This window comes from Mesorhizobium sp. M1403 (assembly GCF_040317695.1).
Lineage (GTDB): Bacteria > Pseudomonadota > Alphaproteobacteria > Rhizobiales > Rhizobiaceae > Mesorhizobium.
In genome coordinates this window covers 127,583-143,910 of the sequence record NZ_JAMYKY010000015.1, presented here as the reverse complement: position 1 = coordinate 143,910, position 16,328 = coordinate 127,583, and the positions used below count along the sequence as shown (strand labels likewise).

Below are 16,328 nucleotides of genomic sequence, written 5' to 3'. Positions count from 1 at the left end.
AGGACGCCATGGCCGACGACAAATCCAAGACCAAGCAGGATCGCAAACTGGTCTCCGGCGAAGAGCCATACGAGGTCGCTGCGTTTGCCCGCAAATACGGCATACCGCAAAGCGAGGCCGCGACCATTATCAAGCGCTACGGCCCCTCGAGGAGGAAGCTCGACGCGCATATGGCGAGCCGCAACGCCTGATCCACGTTGGCGGCCGGCGCCGCTCACGCCAGAAGCGTCCCTGCCCTGCCGCCTTGTCGAGATCCGCCCCGCCGGGCGGCCTGCTGTGTGTCAGGCTCGCCGCTGCGGGATTCAACGCCTGGTTTTGATAGCCGTGGAATACTCTCGCGGCGCAACAACTCATTTACCTCGACACTGTACCAGTCCGGTGAGCAAAGCCGGGGGGTCGGATGCAGGAACAACTATTGCGCTACGAATGTGTCTTGGAGCCGAACGGACGATGGATGGTGTGGGACATCGTTCACGATCTGCCGGCGCAATTTTCGCAGATCGCGCTGATCGGCCTGAGCCGTCGTGAAGCGGTTTCGCTCTGCCGGCTGCTCAACGAGACGAGCCGTTCCGAGACGCGGCAGAGCCGGGCCTCCTGAGAAGCGCGTGCGTCTCAGGCCTGCCCAAGCTCGGGGGATTTACATGCGATCGACAATATTCGGTCTGGTCCTGTTGCTGCCGGCCGCCGCCCTGGCGGAGCCGATCGAGACCCAGAAGATCATCACGGCGGCGATCGGCGACTGGAACGGCGATGGCGCCGCCGATCTGGCGATGATCGTCGAGACCGAGCCCGGCTATTCCATGGACCTGCATTTGTTCCTCAGGGACCGCGACGGCAATTTTCTCAGGCCTGCCGGGGTCGTGCATGAACAGATTTACGCGGAATGGAAGGACTACGACCGGCCAGGCCCCGCCACATCCGACGCCGAGCCCGAACTCACCGCGCTCCCCAACGGCTCGATCAAGCTCTATATTCCGGCGATGGAGATCGGCAGCGAGCGGACCAACAAGACGCTGACGCTCGCCTGGCGCAACGGCACGTTCGTCGTCGCCGGTTTCGCCTACGAATATTGGGATTACATGGACGACAATGTTGCCGGCGACTGCGACTACAATGTGCTGACCGGCAAGGGCAAAAGCAGCAAGAAGCTGGCGGACGGCACCACCAGGCACGCGACCGTATCGGTCGAAGGCAAGGTCATCCCGTTCGCGGAGTGGACCCCAGGCACTGGCTTCAGCGCTTGCGGAGCGTGAGAGGTTTCGGTTGCCTCACTGCAGCGGCGGCTTCCACAGCAGGCTGTTGCGATCGGCGGATTTGACGCGCAGCCAGGTTTCGCGGCCGTCGCGCAGCACGCGGATCGGGATCTCGGCGCCCGCCGGGCCGCTCTTCCACAGCTTGCGATAAAAATCGGCGAGCCCGTCGACCGCCGCGTCGCGGACATCCGAGATGACGTCGCCCTGGCGTAGGCCCGCCTGGGCGGCCGGGCCGCCCTCGGCGACGCTCATCACCACGACCTTGCCGTCGCTCTCGGCCGAGAAGGCGCCGAGCCACGGCCGCGGCGGCCTGGCGACCTGGCCGCGCGTCAGGAGATCGTCGAGGATAGGCGGCAGCAGATCGATCGGCACCACCATGTTGATGTCGGCGACCTCACCGTTGCGGCTCATCTGCAGGCGCAGCGAACCGATGCCGAGCAGCCTGCCATCAGCGCCGATGAGGCCGGCGCCGCCCCATGAGGGGTGGGCCGGCGCCGTGAAGATCGCTTCGTCGAGCAGATATTCCCAATAGCCGGCGAATTCCTGCTTGGTGACGATCTGCGCCCGCACCGAGCGGCCGACGCCGTCGGCGAGCACGACGGGATCGCCGATCTTCGCCCTGGACGCATCACCGAGCGCAATGGCGGGCAGTCCGAGCGGCGCCAGCGCCTGCACCAGGCCGAAGCCCGATTCCTGATCGTAGGCGAGCGCATGGGCGGGCACCACGCGGCCGTCCTGGTCGGCCAGCCAGACCTCCTCGGCCTCGGTGATGAGATAGCCGATGGTGAGCACCAACCCGTCGCCGCGGATGACGACGCCGCTGCCTTCGCGGCGGGTGCCCAGCGCGTCTGCCGTGAAGGCGTCTTCGGGGACGGTGGCGCGGACGGCCACGATGGATCGCAAAAGGGGCTCGATATTCATGCTTTGGTTCCTGGCAATGTTCGCAGGCTGATATGAGGTTCGCAGGCCGATATGGGCTATAGGTATGGCGCAGGTGACCAGGCGCAAGAGGCGGCGCCGGCTTTGGTGTGGACCGGCGCCTCGCCGTTGGCGCCGGGGTTTTGCAACAGCGCCGGCCGCCCTATCTGTACCTACGGCTATCCGAAGCTGTCCTATGCAAAGTTCCTCCTCCATCACCCAAGTTGATACCCTGAGATCCTCCCCAATCCTTCCAATCCCCAATCCTTCCAATCCAAAGGCCTCCCGACATGAACGACTACACAACGGACCAATATACGCCGCCAAAAGTCTGGACCTGGAACAAGCCAAATGGCGGCGCTTTCGCCAGCATCAACCGGCCGATCGCCGGCCCGACGCATGACAAGGAACTGCCGGTCGGCAAGCATCCGCTGCAGCTTTATTCGCTGGCGACGCCGAACGGCGTCAAGGTGACGATCATGCTGGAGGAGCTTCTGGCGCTCGGCCACAGCGGCGCCGAATACGACGCCTGGCCGATCAGGATCAATGACGGCGACCAGTTCGGCAGCGGCTTCGTCAAGGTCAACCCCAACTCCAAGATCCCGGCCATGATGGACCGCAGCGGCGAAAAGCCGATCCGCATCTTCGAATCCGGTTCGATCCTGCTCTATCTCGCCGAAAAATTCGGCGAATTCCTGCCGACAGAGCAGCCGGCTCGTGCCGAAACCCTGTCATGGCTGTTCTGGCAGATGGGGTCGGCGCCCTATCTCGGCGGCGGCTTCGGCCATTTCTATGCCTATGCGCCGATGAAGATCGAATATGCCATCGACCGCTTCGCCATGGAGACCAAGCGGCAGATGGACGTGCTTGACCGGCGCCTGGCCGAAAGCGAGTATTTAGGCGGCAGCGACTACACGATTGCCGACATCGCGGTGTGGCCCTGGTATGGCGGCCTGGCCAAGGGCCGCATGTATGATGATTCCGGCGAGTTCCTGCAGGTGGAAGAGTACAAGAACGTGCAGCGCTGGGCCGACGCCATCGACGCCCGGCCGGCGGTCAAGCGCGGCCGCATGGTCAATCGCACCTTCGGCGAGCCTTCGATGCAGCTGCACGAGCGCCATGACGCCAGCGACTTCGAGACGAAGACGCAAGACAAGCTCGAGGCGGCCAAAAGCTAAGCGGACGACGCGCCGATCTCCCCCCTCGTGGGGGAGATTGGCAGCTTCGGCTGGCTCGCCTCCACCGCCGCCATCCACAGCCGGTCGATATCGGCCAGGAATTTCTCGTCGAGCTTGTCGAGGTGCTTCCAGTACATGCCGTCCTCGAAGAAATAGCCGAGTTCCTTCTCGATCCTGTCGGCCTCCTCCGCCTGATCGAGTTGCAGGCCGGCAAGCATCTCCGCCTTCATTTCCGAAAGCTGCGAGGAAGACAGCGCGCCGAGCTCGTCGAGCGTCAGCCGCGGGAAGATCAGCCGGCTGCGCGGCAGGTCGGATAGGTTGACGCACAGGCACCCGCGCCGGAGCGCATGGATGAGCAGGCGGGCCGACTTCGCCTCGAGGTTGCGCAGCGTGACGTCGTTGCGCAAAGGGTCGGCGCGGCCGACGCCGTAAAAATGCGTGTTGCCGGGCTGGTCGTAGATCATGTCGCAGCCAAGGAATGCCAGCACGTCGGGCTTCTGGCTGTGGATCGTCCAGTAGGCCGCCGTCATCGACATGGTGCCGCCGGCATAGACGAAGCCGCCAAAGCTGTTTTGCGCCGGAACGTAATGCGAGGCGCTGAAGATCTGCGCCTGCTGCAGGGGATCGCCTTGCGGCATCCGCTCCGCCGGGAAATCGCCGGCATGGACGAGGAAATCCCAGTCGGGGCGCACGCGCCAGGCATTGTTGATGGCGACGATCTTGCCGAAGGCCTGCTTGGGCCAGGCCGCGCAGCGCACCACATCGGGGGCGCTGCCGATCAGCAGAATCACGTTTGGCGTTCCGTCGATCACCATACCCCCTCTCGACCGACCGAAATGCATCTCAAGGCCGCCCGGTTGAACGGCTTTATAGCCTCAACGCCGCATCGAAACACCAGCCGGATTTAGGCTGACATCAACAAAAGGGAGCTTTGCCAGCCGGTTATAAAGTGTGGCCTCAGGCACCGTCGTACAAGCAGGAGGCAGGTTTTCCCGCTAGCCCAAAACCGACGATATGAGTTGGGCGATATATATTAGTTGACTAAACTAGCGGAACGTCCAATGCACATTCCCAGAACCGAACATGTCCTGTCTAGACCATGATATCTATATGGGACATTACTACATAAGCTGAACGCGACCTCGACGGTTCGGTGGCTGCGCGTCCCCTACTCCCCAGCAACCTCCCTGTACGCCCTCACAACCCCATCAAGCCCACGTATCTGCCACGTCTCCCCGTCCCGCGCCTCGAGATAGGACCGGCCGAGCGGCACTTTCCCTCCGCCGTCCGGCAGGTCCAGCACATAGACGGGGTTGCAGATGCCCGACAGGCGCGCACGCAAGGCGCTGACCAGCGCCTGGCCCTCGGCGATCGTGGTGCGCCGGTGCGCCATGCCGCGCGCGAGATCGCCGTGGTGCAGGTAATAGGGTTTGACGCCAAGGCGGTACATCAGCTCGCGGCACAGCTCTTCCAGCACCTCGACCGTGTCGTTCACGCCTTTCAGCAGAACGCTCTGGTTCAGCAGCACGAAGCCGCCCTGCCTTAAAGTACGGCAGGCCCGCTCGGTCGCCTCGGTGATCTCGCGCGGATGGTTGAAATGGGTGACGACCGTGACCATCAGCCGGCCCTGCAAGGCTTGAACCAGCCCGCCGGTGACGCGCGAGGGCAGCGCCACGGGCACGCGGGTGTGGATGCGCAACAGCCGCACATGCTGGATCGCCTCGACGCGGGCGCGGATTTCCGTCAGCGCCTTGTCCGGCAGGGAGAGCGGATCGCCGCCGGTCAGAATCACCTCGCGGATTTCCGGATGGGACTCGATGTAGGCGAACGCCGGCTCCAGCGCCTCGCGCGAAAAACCCCGGCCGATCGAGGTCAGCGACTCCTTGCGAAAGCAGAACCGGCAATAGACCGCGCATTGATAGGTCGGGAACAGCAGAACCCGGTCGGCATGGCGATGCGTCAATCTCGGCACCGGACTGAAGGCGTGGTCGGCGATCGGATCGTCGAGCTCGCCCTCCTGCTCCGTCAGTTCATTGGGCGACGGGATGACCTGAAGCCGTATCGGATCGGCCGGGTCGCTCCAGTCGATCAGGTCGAGATAGGCCTTGGGAATGCGAACCTTGTGACGCATGGCCGCGGCTTCGGCCGCCGCGCGCTCGGCAGGCGACAGCGGCAGGGAATCCAGATCGCCTATGTGCCGCACGCCCTCGCGAACATCGTCCTGCCATGCGGCATCCGCCTCGTCGGCACGCTCGTCATCGGCTGTCATGCCGGCCGCATCGACGGCCATGCTGGCGTCGGGGATGTCGGGATGTGAGGTCATGGAGGCTCCTTGAATTCGGGCTGGGTACAGCATTGGAGCCACGACTTGAAGGCAATAAGCGGTGTTGGGCCGGTTGGAGTGCGCGGCCAGGAGGCGGCGGCCGTCCACTGATCAGAAACCAACGTCCCGCCCGCTGACGCATAACATTAGCTTGCTCTTATATTAGCTTGAGCGTATACACATAAACGGCCGGTAATCTACCCCCCACCGGTTAGGCTCGGCGCCAGTCCCTCCCTACCCCTCAGGTCAACGACGCCGGGCCGCTCGGCCGCCGCAATTGAGGCGACCGACCAGTTCTCTTCGATGTTGATCATGTCCCTCCTCGACCCGGCAGCTGGGTGAATGCATCGGCGATGTCCGCGTCTCTTCCCGTCGCCGGCCGCGGTCGCTAATTTCGGATCGCGAAAAAGCTGGAGAACAGGGAATGGCGAACGACTTGTCGCCAAGGCTTTTGGCGATCATCAACGCGCTGCCTTTGCGGCCGGGCATGCGCGTGCTGGAGATCGGCTGCGGACCAGGTGCTGCGGCGCGCGAGATCGCGCGCCGGATCGGCGGCGGGCATGTGCTGGCGATCGATCGCTCCGCCAAGGCCATCGCACAGGCCGGAGCCGCCTCGCGCGCCGAGATTGCGGCAGGCCGGTTGAGTCTTCGCCAGGTCGCGATCGAAGATTTCGAGTTGGAGGCCGACGAGAAGCGCTTCGACATTGCCGTTGCGGTGCGCGTCGGCGCGCTGGACGGTCGTCATCCCGAAGCGGGAAAAATCGCCCTGCAACGGCTCGGCGCTGTGTTGACCGCGCAAGGCCGGCTGTTCATCGACGGCGGCGATCCGCTGCGCGAAATTGCGATACACGGCTGAACAGCTCGTGCTTAGCCTCAGGAATCGAGCGGCAGAGCTGGGTCCGCGCCTCAGCTCCTCAACCCCGGCGCCTCCTGCCCGGTGCGCTCGACATACTCCGTATAGCCGCCGCCATAGGTATGAATCCCCTCGGGCGTCAGTTCCAGCACCCGGTTCGACAGCGCCGCCAGGAAATGCCGGTCATGCGAGACGAACAGCATGGTCCCCTCGTACTGCGACAGTGCCGTGATCAGCATCTCCTTGGTGGCGATGTCGAGGTGGTTGGTCGGCTCGTCCAGCACCAGCAAATTGGGCGGATCGAACAGCATCAGTGCCATCACCAGCCGCGCCTTCTCGCCGCCCGACAGCACGCGGCATTTCTTCTCGATCTCGTCGCCGGAAAAGCCGAAGCAGCCGGCCAGCGCCCTGAGCGGCGCCTGGCCGGCCTGCGGAAACGCGTCTTCCAGCGTCTGGAACACGGTGCGCTCGCCCTCCAGCACTTCCATGGCGTGCTGGGCGAAATAGCCCATCTTGACGCTCGGGCCGCGCGCCACCGTGCCATTATCCGGCTCGGAAGCGCCAGCCACCAGCTTCAGCAGCGTCGACTTGCCGGCGCCGTTGATGCCCATCACGCACCAGCGCTCGCGGCGACGCACCTGAAAATCCAGCCCCTCGTAGATCGAGCGGCTGCCATAGCTTTTGTGGATGTTCTTCAGCGTCACCACGTCCTCGCCGCAGCGCGGCGCCGGCTGGAAGTCGAACGACACTTTCTGGCGGCGCTTGGGCGGCTCGACACGGTCGATCTTGTCCAGCTTCTTCACCCGGCTCTGCACCTGGGCGGCATGTGACGCCCGCGCCTTGAAGCGCTCGATGAAGGCGATCTCCTTGGCCAGCATCGCCTGCTGGCGCTCGAACTGCGCCTGCTGCTGCCGGTCGGCAATCGCCCGCTGCTGCTGGTAGAATTCGTAGTTGCCGGAGTAAGCGGTCAGCGAGCCGCCGTCGATCTCGACCACCTTGTTGACGATGCGGTTCATGAACTCGCGGTCGTGCGAGGTCATCAGCAGCGCGCCGTCATAGTTCTTCAGGAACTGCTCCAGCCAGATCAGACTTTCGAGGTCGAGATGGTTGCTCGGCTCGTCGAGCAGCATGGCGTCGGGCCGCATCAAAAGGATCCTGGCCAGCGCCACGCGCATTTTCCAGCCGCCGGACAGCTTGCCGACATCGCCGTCCATCATCTCCTGGCTGAAGCCGAGCCCGTCCAGCACTTCGCGGGCGCGCCCATCCAGCGCATAGCCGTCGAGCTCCTCGAAACGATGCTGCGCCTCGCCGTAACGGGCGATGATCTCGTCCATTTGGTCGGCCTGGTCAGGGTCGCCCATGGCGTGCTCGAGCTCGCGCATCTCGGCCGCCACTTCGCTCACCGGCCCGGCGCCGTCCATCACTTCGGCGACAGCGCTGCGGCCTTCCATGTCGCCGACATCCTGGCTGAAATAGCCGATGGTGACGCCGCGATCGACCGAGACCTGGCCCTCGTCGGGCTGATCCTCGCCGTTGATCATGCGAAACAGCGTCGTCTTGCCGGCGCCGTTGGGGCCGACCAGCCCGACCTTCTCGCCTTTCTGCAAGGCAGCCGAGGCTTCGATGAAGACGATCTGCCGCCCGTTTTGTTTGCTGATGCTTTCGAGACGAATCATGGTTTTCCGGGAAAGGCCAAAGGAGAGGTCCCGCGCCAATACGCGATAGGCCGCGCCGGCGGAAGCCCGCAAGTGATGAGGCGCCCCGCGCCAAATTGTCTGAACCCGCCAGTTTCTTCCCGGCTGGATCAGGCTTTGACGGCGTAGGGATGAGCCGGGATCAGCTATCGGTCAGCGCCTTTGTCGTCGCCAGCTTGACCCCGGCGGCGGCAAATGCCGCATTGTGCCGGACGATGATCTCCGCGGCGGTCTCGCTGGTGGTGTCGAGCGTGCTATGGGCGTCGGAAACCACGGTGACGCCCAGGCCCGCCGCAAAGGCGCCCTTCACCGTGGCCGCCACGCAAAAATCGGTCTGCGCGCCGATCAGAACGACCTCGCCGGCGCCCTGCCCGACTACCCATTCTGCAAGCGCGGCATTGCTGAATGCGTCGCCGACACACTTGGCGAAAGTCGGCTCGTCCTCGGCCTGGCCGAGCGCCGGCCACACCGGCCAGCCCGGCTCACCCGGCGCCAGAGGATCGCCCTGCGGGCCGTCGTGCCTGATGAAAGCGACCTTGCGCCCGCTGCGCCGTGCCCATTCGATCAGCGCGCGGGTGCGGGCAACCATGCCGTCGGCATCATGGATCGGCGGTTCGGCGACGCCGTCGAACATGCCGGTCTGAAGATCGATCACGATGAGCGGCGAAGTGGCCGCGGGGCTGGTCCCTGACATGGTTTTTTATAGCACGAGGGCGGAGCTGATCAAGGATCAGGGCCGGGATGACGCGCAGCGCAATGGCAGGTGGCTGGAGTTCCGTGACAGTCCGCTTGCAGCAGCGCTAACATAGCGCGCTATTGGGATGTGGGTCAGTTCGAAATTCTGGCTATCGGCCGTGACCGGATTGCATTCGTGGCAAGCTCCTGCGAAGAAATTCCCATGACACATGCAGCCGTAGCTTTCCTTGCGATCGTGACTTCGGTGTTGGTTGCGATCCTACCCGCACAATCGCAAGAGTGGACGCCCTCGGAGGACGCGGTTCGAGATGCAACGGAAACGGTTGGTCGCTATTTCCTTTCGCTCGATAACCAAGAGTATGGGCGGGCATACGAAATGATGACTGATACCGCGAAAGCTTCGATCCCATCGAACGCCTTCGTGGAGCAAAGTAAAGATTTTCATTCTCAAGCCGGCGCTGTGCGCGAGCGCCGGCTACTCAAATTCACGTGGTTGAAGGACCCAGCGAACGCTGCCTTTCCTGGCGTTTATGCCGCGGTCGACATAGCGGCGAAGTTTGAAAACATCGATCGTTACTGCGGCTATATTGTCCTCTATCAGCGGCCGTCAGGTGGACATTTTCGAGTCATGCGGATCGAAAGCAACTTCATCGACAACGCTGCCGCGAAAAGCATTGAAAAGACCCAATCGAAACTCGAATTGGATCGAGCATGGGCCGAGTTGTCGGCTAACTGTCCGAATTTTCCATCGTGAACGTGAGGCGCGGTCCGTTTTTGTACGTTCCGCGACCATCGGCTTTCGGCTTCCCTCGCTTCGATCAGCGCAACGATGTCGGTGATCTCCTACAGTTTGCCGGCCCTTGGACGCGAACGCAGCGAGAGCGCAGCTTAGGTCCTCACCCAACCCCGCCCGTCACGGCATATCTCGTTCCGATCGCCCTTCGCAAAGTAGCCGGCGGCCCGGTGCACGATCACACCCGGCCGGATGTCCCATCCTCGCCAAAAATCCCGGTCACCCAGTCGATGAACACGCGTACCCGCGGCGCGAGCTGGCGGTTCTGCGGGTAGAGCGCCGACAGCGGTGTCGGCGACGGCGGGTAATCCTGCAGCACTTCGACAAGCGTGCCGCGTGCGAAATCCCCGGCAAAGCGGTAATGCGGCGCCTGCACCAGGCCGAAGCCGAGGCGCGCCAGCTCCGCCATCGTGTCGGAGCCGTTGACTGTCACCCGGTTGGGCAGGCTGATATAGCGCAACGCGCCGCCAACGGTGAATTCGAGCGGCATGACCTCGCCGGTCCGCGACGAGCGGAAGCCGACCATGAGATGGCCTTCGAGATCGTCGGGGGTTGCCGGCATGCCGTGCTTTTCGAGATAGGCGGGGCTGGCGCAAGTGACTTCGCGCAATGTTGCCACCCGCCGCACGATCATGCCGCTGTCGGCCTGTTCGCCGGAACGCAGCACGCAGTCGATGCCCTCGCGCACCAGATCGACCAGCCGGTCGCCGTCGCCGATATGCAGGTCGATCCCGGGGTAGCGGTCGAGGAATTCGGAGAGCCGCGGCAGGATGAAATGGCGGGCCATGAAGCCGTGCACGTCGATCCTCAAAAGGCCCTGCGGCTGCGCCGATTGAAAGCCGGCCTCGGCATCCTCGACATCGGCAAGGATGGCGAGGCAGCGCTGGTAATAGGCCTGGCCGTCCAACGTCGGCGTGACATGGCGCGTGGTGCGTTCGAGCAGCCTGACCCCCAGCCGCGCCTCCAGGTCCTTGATCGCTTCGGTGGCGGTCGATCGCGACATCGACAGATCGGCGGCCGCCGCGGTGAAGCTGCCGCGCTCGATCACACGGGAAAGGAGGCGCATCCGGTCGAGACTGTCCATGGCCATTGTTCGCCATATCCGAATGGTGTTGGCAAGTCCCGAGCGATTATCCCGCAGGATTTATCGCCTATTTTCAGCCGACAAGAATTGGAGAGCTGACATGACTACGCGGCACGGAAAGGCGGCACTGGTGACCGGCGCCTCGAAGGGTATCGGCGCCGAAATTGCCAGAAGGCTGGCACGCGACGGCTTTTCGGTCGTCGTCAACTATGCCAGGGGCGCTGAAGCCGCCGAAGGCGTGATGCGGGGGATCGAGGCGGCGGGCGGCACGGCGATCGCCGTTCAGGCCGATGTCGGCGATCCCAAGGGGGTGGCGCATCTGTTCGACGCAGCCGAGCAGGCCTTTGGCCGCCTCGACGTGCTGGTCAACAATGCCGGCATCATGAAGCTCGCGCCGATCGCGCAGACGGACGACGCCGGTTTCGAGCAGCAGATCGCGGTGAACCTCGGCGGCGTCTTCCGCGGCATGCGCGAGGCCGCAAGAAGGCTGCGCGAGGGCGGCCGCATCATCAGCTTCTCGTCCAGCGTGGTCGGGCTCTACCAGCCGACCTACGGTGTCTACGCTGCCACCAAGGCCGGCGTCGAGGCGATGACCCATGTGCTGGCCAAGGAACTCGGGCCGCGCGGCATCACCGTCAATGTCGTGGCGCCGGGGCCGGTGGCAACCGAGCTGTTCCTCGGCGGCAAGTCCGAGGCACTGGTCGAAACGATCACCAGGATGATCCCGCTCGGGCGGCTCGGCCAGCCCGCCGACATCGCCGGCGTGGTGTCGTTCCTCGCCGGACCGGACAGCGGCTGGGTCAACGGCCAGGTGCTGCGCGCCAATGGTGGCACGGTCTGACTTTACCTCCAACAGCCAACAGGAAATCGACATCATGCCGTTTGCAAATTTCAAGGTACCTGAGCGCGCGCTGTCCGCCGGACAGAAGGAGGACCTCGTCCACAAGACCACAGCCCTGTTCGTCGAGATGTTCGGCGAAGGCGTGCGTCCCTACACGATGGTGCTGATCGAGGAGGTCGCCGATGGCGGCTACGGCCGCGCCGACGTGGTGTTCACGATTCCTGGGGGAAGGACGTGAAGCTGCCGATCTCCTCCCTTCTGGGACCCTCAAGGGTGAGATTGCAGCTTGGCGGTCGCGCGCTAGATCGCTGGCAGAGGCTAAGGCGAGGCCAGCGATGGACGATTGGAAGCTACCTTGGGACGGCGGTTGCCTGTGCGGTGGAATACGCTTTCGCATCAGCGCGCCGCCCTTGCTGACGACGGCGTGTCACTGCACCGGCTGCCAGAAGCTGAGCGCCAGCGCGTATTCCCTGACCATCGCCGTGCCCAGCGACGGTTTCGCCATAACGCAAGGCGAGCCGGTGGTCGGCGGCCTGCACGGCCCGCACCGGCAGCTCTATTGCCCGCACTGCAAGAACTGGATGTTCACGCGTCCGCATGGCCTGGATTTCCTTGTCAACGTGCGCGCGACCATGCTGGACGAGCACCATTGGTACGTGCCCTTCGTCGAAGTCTTCACTTCGGAAAAGCTGCCCTGGGCTTCGACCGCCGCTACCTACAGTTTCGCTACTCAGCCCGACCTTGAGGGATACGCCCCTTTGATCGAGGCGTTCGCCCGCGAAGCGGCGCGGCCAACCTGACTGGTTGCCGCCCGGAAAGGCGGCGCCAGCTTTCGTGCCTCACTTCAACTCCAGCCAGACCGGCGCGTGGTCGCTGGCGCCGACCTCGCCGCGCACGTCGCGGTCGATGCCCGCCGCTACCAGCCGGCGCGACAGCTTCTTGCTGAGCAAGATATGGTCGAGCCGCAGGCCGGCATCGCGCGGCCAGCGATTGCGGCGATAGTCCCAGAATGTGTAGAGCGTCTCCGTCGGGTGCTTCTTGCGCAGCGCATCAAGCCAGCCTTGGTCGAGCAGCCGCTGGAACGATGCCCGGCTTTCCGGCTGCACCAGCGCGTTGTCGTCATAGGAGCGGGTCGGATAGATATCGCGCGGCTCGGGCACGATGTTGTAGTCGCCGGCCAGCACCACCGGCAGGCCGGTGTCGAGCAACTGCGCCGCATGCGCCTCCAGCCTTTCGTGCCAGGCCAGCTTGTACCGGAATTTCGGGCCGGGCTGCGGATTGCCGTTCGGCGCGTAGAGGCAGGCGACGACGATGCCGTTGACCGCCGCTTCGATGTAGCGCGCCTGCTGGTCGCCGTCGTCGCCGGGCAGCGCCTCGCGGGTCAGCACCGACTCCGAGCCACGCGAAAGGATGGCGACGCCGTTCCAGGTCGGCTGCCCGACCCACACCGCCCCGTAGCCGGCCGCCGCAAGCGCGGTGCGCGGAAACTGCGTCTGCCTGGCCTTGAGCTCCTGCAGGCAGGCGATGTCGGGTTTGGCGGCGGCCAGCCATGCGAGCAGGTTTGGCAGCCGGCCGTTGATGTTGTTGACGTTGAAGGTGGCGATCTTCATCGGCCTGCTTCAGCGCACGATCCGTTCGGTCCACGCCTTCACTGCATCAGCCAGCGTCTTCAGATGATCGGCGGTGGAGAAGCCGGAGATGTTTTTGCGCGGCTTCAGATCATGGTCGCCGTCTTCCAGCCAGAAGATCTCAATCGCGTCGGACAGAGCATAGGTCGCGACCTCGTCTTTGGTCCCGAACTCGTCGCGCGTGCCCTGGAAGACCAATGTCGGCGTCTTCAGATCGGCGAGATGCTTCGTCCGAAGCTGTGTCGGTTTGCCCGGCGGATGGAAGGGATAGCCAAGGCAAAGCAGGCCCGAGATCTCGCCCTTCGAAAACATCTCCTCGGCGATCATCGAAGCGACGCGCCCGCCCATCGACTTGCCGCCGATGATCAGCGGACCCTTCACGCCCTTCGCCCGGAGGTCGGCGATTGCCTTGACGTATTCGGGGTTCACCGTCTCGGCGCGCGGCGGCGGCTTGCGATGGCCGTAGCGGCGGGCCGCCATGTAGTGGAACTCGAAGCGCGCAACGCGGAAGCCGGCCTCGGCCAGCGCTTTTGCCGTCGCGGTCATCGAGGGCGAATCCATCGGCGCCCCGGCGCCATGGGCGAGCAGGATGGTGATTGGGGCGGTGTCGGGGCCGTCGAAGAGGAAGGTCGTCATGGGGTGGCCCGCAGATGAAGGCCGAGTTCCTTCGCACCCCCCTCTGTCCCGCCGGACATCTCCCCCTCAAGGGGGGAGATTGGATGACGTCTGCGTTTTCGCCAACCACCAAAGCTGAAAGGCACGCGGGGCGCCGAAGCTGCCGATCTCCACCCTTGAGGGGGAGATGTCCGGCAGGACAGAGGGGGGTGTTCAAGCGCAGGCATTGGATTACCTCACCCCGCCGACATCCGCGCCAGCTGCAAATCGACGAACTGGATACCCTTGGCCGCCATACGTGCCCATTCGGAATCCGCGTCGAGTTCGAGGTAGCGCGCCCAGTTCCGCCGCGCTTCGGCTAGATTGCCGGCGTCGAACTCCAGCCTCGCAAGGTTGAACACCGCATCGGCGTACTTCGCATCTAGCGAAATCGCCTTCAGCAGATGCCGCCGAGCCGACGCCACCCGCCCCTCTTCGCTCATCAGCCCGGCCAGATTGAACCATGCCTCGACGAACACCGGGTCGCACTTGATGGCGCGGGCATAGTCGTGCGCCGCCTCGGCCGCGTGGCCGGAGGCGCGCAGGCAGTTGGCGCGGTTGAAGGCGGCGATGGCATCGCTCGGGTCGATGGCTAGGCAGCGCTGGTAGAGTGCCGCGGCCTGCTCGTGGTCTTCAGCCTCTTCCGCCGCCTCGGCATCGGCGAACAGCTCTTCCATCGTGTCGTCATCCTGCGTTCCCAGATCGAACAGCAGCTGGCCGTTGACTTCGCTCTGGCCGCCCTCGAGATAGATCGCGTCGGCCCGCCCGTGCTGCGAGCCGACATTGAGCGATTTGGCGGTGAGCGAGGCGATCGGGCCGGAGCGATGCACCGACCGCACGATCGCCCCCCATGAGGCGCCGCCGGCGACCAGCCCGGCATATTTGCGGGCGAGGATCAGGTCGCGGAAGGAATACGGTTCGCAATCATGCTCGAAGGCGTCGAACAGCGACAAAAGGTCGAGATCGGCGCCGGTCAGCCGCGACTGATCGATCAGCGACTGCCGCGACAGCGTCGAGGCTTCCGGTGCCTTCATCAACCCGAGCAGCCGCAGGAAGCCGTTCTCGCTGACCAGCCTGCGCCCGGCTGCACGTTCCGCAGCGACGCGGCGCTCGATCTCGATGTCGCCGGCCCTGGCGAGCAACATGCGGCCCAACACGACATGCGTGGTGCGCCGAGTGACGCCGCGCCGCAACTGGCCGTGCTGGCGCGCGACCTCGCGCGCCGCCAGCCTGAGCGGAAAGGCCGCCAGCGCGCCGACGATGCCGAAGACCGTGCCGGCAAGAGCCGTCACGCCTTGCTCTTGCCGACGGCTTTGAGAAGGTTCGCCTTGAGCGGGTTTTCCTTGGCCGCGCCAGCGCCGGCCTTGGCGGATTTCGCCGCAGGCTTGGCTGTTTCATCGGCCTTGCTCTTCGACTTGGCCGGTGGCTTGGCCGACTGCGACAGGCTCGCCTTCAGCGCATCCATGAGATTGATGACGTTGCCGCGCTCAGGTGCCGCCGCGATGATAGGCTTGTGGCCCTTGAGCTTCTCGCGGATCATCGTCATCAACGCGATCTCGTAGCGGTCCTCGTAATTCTTCGGGTCGAAGGTGGTTTCCTTCTGCTTGATCAGCGCTTCGGCTAATTGCAGCATTTCCGGATCGGGGTTTCCGGCCGGGATATTGCCGAAATATTCAGCCGTGCCACGCACTTCGTTCGGATTCCTCAAGGTGCAGACGAACATGCCGTTCTCGCGCGCGCCGATCGTCACCACGCGCTCGCGGCTGGACAGCACGAGGCGGGCGATCGCCAGCTTGCCGGATTTGCGCATCGCTTCGCGCAACACGGCAAAGGTCTCCTCGGCCATTGCGCCATCCGGCGCCAGGTAATAGGGCGCGTCCTGGTAGATGACGTCGACCGAACGCTCGTCGACAAAGGCCTCGATGTTCATCGTATGGTTGGATTCGATGCGCACCGCGTCGAGATCGGTATCGTCGATGATGATGTATTGCTTGTCCTCGTATTCGTAGCCCTTGACCAGGTCCGAACGCTCGACCAACCCGAGTTCAGGGTCGACCGGCTTCATGTTGATGCGGTTGTGCGTCTTCTTGTGCAGCTGGTTGAAGCTGATGCGCTCGCTGGCACTGGTCGCCGGATAGAGCCGGACCGGACAGCTGACCAGACTGAGCTTGAGGTAACCTTTCCAACTTGCCCTGGGCGCCATGAAATACTCCTACGCGGCCTTGTGCTGTCGAACTGTTCGCAGCGCTGTTTCGTCCGGAGGACGAATGCGGCTGCCGAAATCCTACATTGCCCCTTACAATACCGGCAAATCCCTAGCGAAATCTTCCTCCGCTGGGAGCCGCCTGCAGGCAAGAGGTCCGTGGCGAAGAATAATTCAAATTTTCCGGAGCGTCGATGGAGTCTGGGCCGC

General features: G+C 64.1%; 19 protein-coding genes. 9 read left to right on the top strand and 10 right to left on the bottom strand.

All coding sequences use genetic code 11. The annotated features are described in order from the left end of the window. The first annotated feature begins 8 nt into the window (after positions 1 to 8). The 3 genes from NKH01_RS22750 to NKH01_RS22740 all read left to right on the top strand — a co-directional run bounded on the left by NKH01_RS22750 (position 9) and on the right by NKH01_RS22740 (position 1,253). A complete protein-coding gene (locus NKH01_RS22750) occupies positions 9 to 191 on the top strand; it encodes a DUF3606 domain-containing protein (RefSeq protein WP_023675702.1) in 183 nt (60 codons plus the stop codon). 209 nt (positions 192 to 400) lie between these two features. Then, a complete protein-coding gene (locus NKH01_RS22745) occupies positions 401 to 598 on the top strand; it encodes a hypothetical protein (RefSeq protein WP_031193725.1) in 198 nt (65 codons plus the stop codon). A 43-nt stretch (positions 599 to 641) separates the two neighbouring features. Continuing rightward, complete coding sequence (locus NKH01_RS22740; protein WP_353022511.1) at positions 642 to 1,253, top strand: hypothetical protein; 612 nt, start codon at positions 642 to 644, stop codon at positions 1,251 to 1,253. Between the two features lie 15 nt (positions 1,254 to 1,268). Here NKH01_RS22740 and NKH01_RS22735 read toward each other — a convergent pair whose 3' ends face one another. Next, complete coding sequence (locus NKH01_RS22735) at positions 1,269 to 2,174, bottom strand: S1C family serine protease (RefSeq protein ID WP_023718127.1); 906 nt, start codon at positions 2,172 to 2,174, stop codon at positions 1,269 to 1,271. A 287-nt stretch (positions 2,175 to 2,461) separates the two neighbouring features. Here NKH01_RS22735 and yghU point away from each other — a divergent pair, with 287 nt between their 5' ends. After that, positions 2,462 to 3,349 (top strand): glutathione-dependent disulfide-bond oxidoreductase, encoded by an 888-nt coding sequence (gene yghU, locus NKH01_RS22730; protein WP_352816564.1) that lies wholly within the window; start codon positions 2,462 to 2,464, stop codon positions 3,347 to 3,349. Here the strand turns inward: yghU and NKH01_RS22725 are convergent. Further along, positions 3,346 to 4,164, bottom strand: coding sequence for a hypothetical protein (locus NKH01_RS22725; protein WP_353022508.1), 819 nt, complete (start codon positions 4,162 to 4,164; stop codon positions 3,346 to 3,348). The two genes, yghU and NKH01_RS22725, sit on opposite strands and share 4 nt — an antisense overlap. Positions 4,165 to 4,517: 353 nt before the next feature. Continuing rightward, entirely contained in the window at positions 4,518 to 5,639 is a 1,122-nt protein-coding gene (locus NKH01_RS22720) for a KamA family radical SAM protein (RefSeq protein ID WP_502912673.1), read from the bottom strand. 457 nt (positions 5,640 to 6,096) lie between these two features. Between NKH01_RS22720 and NKH01_RS22715 the strand changes: the two genes are divergently transcribed. Then, entirely contained in the window at positions 6,097 to 6,528 is a 432-nt protein-coding gene (locus NKH01_RS22715) for an SAM-dependent methyltransferase (RefSeq protein WP_352496066.1), read from the top strand. A 50-nt stretch (positions 6,529 to 6,578) separates the two neighbouring features. On the opposite strand, the gene NKH01_RS22710 is transcribed toward NKH01_RS22715, so the two are convergent. Both NKH01_RS22710 and NKH01_RS22705 read right to left on the bottom strand, forming a co-directional pair. Continuing rightward, positions 6,579 to 8,201: an ABC-F family ATP-binding cassette domain-containing protein gene (locus NKH01_RS22710; protein ID WP_353022506.1), complete on the bottom strand. Its 1,623-nt coding sequence runs from the start codon at positions 8,199 to 8,201 to the stop codon at positions 6,579 to 6,581. 160 nt (positions 8,202 to 8,361) lie between these two features. Beyond that, the gene (locus NKH01_RS22705) at positions 8,362 to 8,913 is read right to left on the bottom strand and encodes an isochorismatase family protein (RefSeq protein WP_353022504.1); all 552 of its coding nucleotides are present in this window, start codon (positions 8,911 to 8,913) and stop codon (positions 8,362 to 8,364) included. Positions 8,914 to 9,117: 204 nt separating this feature from the next. Between NKH01_RS22705 and NKH01_RS22700 the strand changes: the two genes are divergently transcribed. After that, the gene (locus NKH01_RS22700; RefSeq protein ID WP_352496063.1) at positions 9,118 to 9,669 is read left to right on the top strand and encodes a DUF4019 domain-containing protein; all 552 of its coding nucleotides are present in this window, start codon (positions 9,118 to 9,120) and stop codon (positions 9,667 to 9,669) included. 217 nt (positions 9,670 to 9,886) lie between these two features. Here NKH01_RS22700 and NKH01_RS22695 read toward each other — a convergent pair whose 3' ends face one another. Continuing rightward, the gene (locus NKH01_RS22695) at positions 9,887 to 10,792 is read right to left on the bottom strand and encodes a LysR family transcriptional regulator (protein WP_353022547.1); all 906 of its coding nucleotides are present in this window, start codon (positions 10,790 to 10,792) and stop codon (positions 9,887 to 9,889) included. Positions 10,793 to 10,892: 100 nt separating this feature from the next. Here NKH01_RS22695 and NKH01_RS22690 point away from each other — a divergent pair, with 100 nt between their 5' ends. The 3 genes from NKH01_RS22690 to NKH01_RS22680 all read left to right on the top strand — a co-directional run bounded on the left by NKH01_RS22690 (position 10,893) and on the right by NKH01_RS22680 (position 12,433). After that, positions 10,893 to 11,633, top strand: coding sequence for an SDR family oxidoreductase (locus tag NKH01_RS22690; protein WP_353022502.1), 741 nt, complete (start codon positions 10,893 to 10,895; stop codon positions 11,631 to 11,633). 34 nt (positions 11,634 to 11,667) lie between these two features. Continuing rightward, the gene (locus tag NKH01_RS22685; RefSeq protein WP_292656388.1) at positions 11,668 to 11,871 is read left to right on the top strand and encodes a tautomerase family protein; all 204 of its coding nucleotides are present in this window, start codon (positions 11,668 to 11,670) and stop codon (positions 11,869 to 11,871) included. A gap of 97 nt (positions 11,872 to 11,968) precedes the next feature. Further along, positions 11,969 to 12,433, top strand: a complete 465-nt coding sequence (locus NKH01_RS22680) for a GFA family protein (protein WP_352481634.1) — start codon at positions 11,969 to 11,971, stop codon at positions 12,431 to 12,433. 39 nt (positions 12,434 to 12,472) lie between these two features. On the opposite strand, the gene NKH01_RS22675 is transcribed toward NKH01_RS22680, so the two are convergent. The 4 genes from NKH01_RS22675 to ku all read right to left on the bottom strand — a co-directional run bounded on the left by NKH01_RS22675 (position 12,473) and on the right by ku (position 16,118). Beyond that, positions 12,473 to 13,243, bottom strand: coding sequence for an exodeoxyribonuclease III (locus NKH01_RS22675; protein ID WP_353022500.1), 771 nt, complete (start codon positions 13,241 to 13,243; stop codon positions 12,473 to 12,475). A gap of 9 nt (positions 13,244 to 13,252) precedes the next feature. Next, positions 13,253 to 13,897 carry an alpha/beta hydrolase family protein gene (locus tag NKH01_RS22670; RefSeq protein WP_352496061.1) on the bottom strand — a complete coding sequence of 215 codons (645 nt, stop codon included), beginning with the start codon at positions 13,895 to 13,897 and terminating at the stop codon, positions 13,253 to 13,255. A gap of 215 nt (positions 13,898 to 14,112) precedes the next feature. Beyond that, a complete protein-coding gene (locus tag NKH01_RS22665) occupies positions 14,113 to 15,207 on the bottom strand; it encodes a tetratricopeptide repeat protein (RefSeq protein ID WP_353022498.1) in 1,095 nt (364 codons plus the stop codon). Beyond that, a complete protein-coding gene (gene ku, locus NKH01_RS22660) occupies positions 15,204 to 16,118 on the bottom strand; it encodes a non-homologous end joining protein Ku (RefSeq protein ID WP_023718114.1) in 915 nt (304 codons plus the stop codon). The genes NKH01_RS22665 and ku overlap by 4 nt, the downstream gene beginning before the upstream one ends. Positions 16,119 to 16,328: the final 210 nt, after the last annotated feature.

What these genes read in the sequence shown, in the direction of transcription:
- NKH01_RS22750 (WP_023675702.1), top strand. Translation starts at nt 9, where the DNA reads ATGGCCGACGACAAATCCAAGACCAAGCAGGATCGCAAACTGGTCTCC.
- NKH01_RS22745 (WP_031193725.1), top strand. Translation starts at nt 401, where the DNA reads ATGCAGGAACAACTATTGCGCTACGAATGTGTCTTGGAGCCGAACGGA.
- NKH01_RS22740 (WP_353022511.1), top strand. Translation starts at nt 642, where the DNA reads ATGCGATCGACAATATTCGGTCTGGTCCTGTTGCTGCCGGCCGCCGCC.
- NKH01_RS22735 (WP_023718127.1), bottom strand. Translation starts at nt 2,174, where the DNA reads ATGAATATCGAGCCCCTTTTGCGATCCATCGTGGCCGTCCGCGCCACC.
- yghU (WP_352816564.1), top strand. Translation starts at nt 2,462, where the DNA reads ATGAACGACTACACAACGGACCAATATACGCCGCCAAAAGTCTGGACC.
- NKH01_RS22725 (WP_353022508.1), bottom strand. Translation starts at nt 4,164, where the DNA reads ATGGTGATCGACGGAACGCCAAACGTGATTCTGCTGATCGGCAGCGCC.
- NKH01_RS22720 (WP_502912673.1), bottom strand. Translation starts at nt 5,639, where the DNA reads ATGGCCGTCGATGCGGCCGGCATGACAGCCGATGACGAGCGTGCCGAC.
- NKH01_RS22715 (WP_352496066.1), top strand. Translation starts at nt 6,097, where the DNA reads ATGGCGAACGACTTGTCGCCAAGGCTTTTGGCGATCATCAACGCGCTG.
- NKH01_RS22710 (WP_353022506.1), bottom strand. Translation starts at nt 8,201, where the DNA reads ATGATTCGTCTCGAAAGCATCAGCAAACAAAACGGGCGGCAGATCGTC.
- NKH01_RS22705 (WP_353022504.1), bottom strand. Translation starts at nt 8,913, where the DNA reads ATGTCAGGGACCAGCCCCGCGGCCACTTCGCCGCTCATCGTGATCGAT.
- NKH01_RS22700 (WP_352496063.1), top strand. Translation starts at nt 9,118, where the DNA reads ATGACACATGCAGCCGTAGCTTTCCTTGCGATCGTGACTTCGGTGTTG.
- NKH01_RS22695 (WP_353022547.1), bottom strand. Translation starts at nt 10,792, where the DNA reads ATGGACAGTCTCGACCGGATGCGCCTCCTTTCCCGTGTGATCGAGCGC.
- NKH01_RS22690 (WP_353022502.1), top strand. Translation starts at nt 10,893, where the DNA reads ATGACTACGCGGCACGGAAAGGCGGCACTGGTGACCGGCGCCTCGAAG.
- NKH01_RS22685 (WP_292656388.1), top strand. Translation starts at nt 11,668, where the DNA reads ATGCCGTTTGCAAATTTCAAGGTACCTGAGCGCGCGCTGTCCGCCGGA.
- NKH01_RS22680 (WP_352481634.1), top strand. Translation starts at nt 11,969, where the DNA reads ATGGACGATTGGAAGCTACCTTGGGACGGCGGTTGCCTGTGCGGTGGA.
- NKH01_RS22675 (WP_353022500.1), bottom strand. Translation starts at nt 13,243, where the DNA reads ATGAAGATCGCCACCTTCAACGTCAACAACATCAACGGCCGGCTGCCA.
- NKH01_RS22670 (WP_352496061.1), bottom strand. Translation starts at nt 13,897, where the DNA reads ATGACGACCTTCCTCTTCGACGGCCCCGACACCGCCCCAATCACCATC.
- ku (WP_023718114.1), bottom strand. Translation starts at nt 16,118, where the DNA reads ATGGCGCCCAGGGCAAGTTGGAAAGGTTACCTCAAGCTCAGTCTGGTC.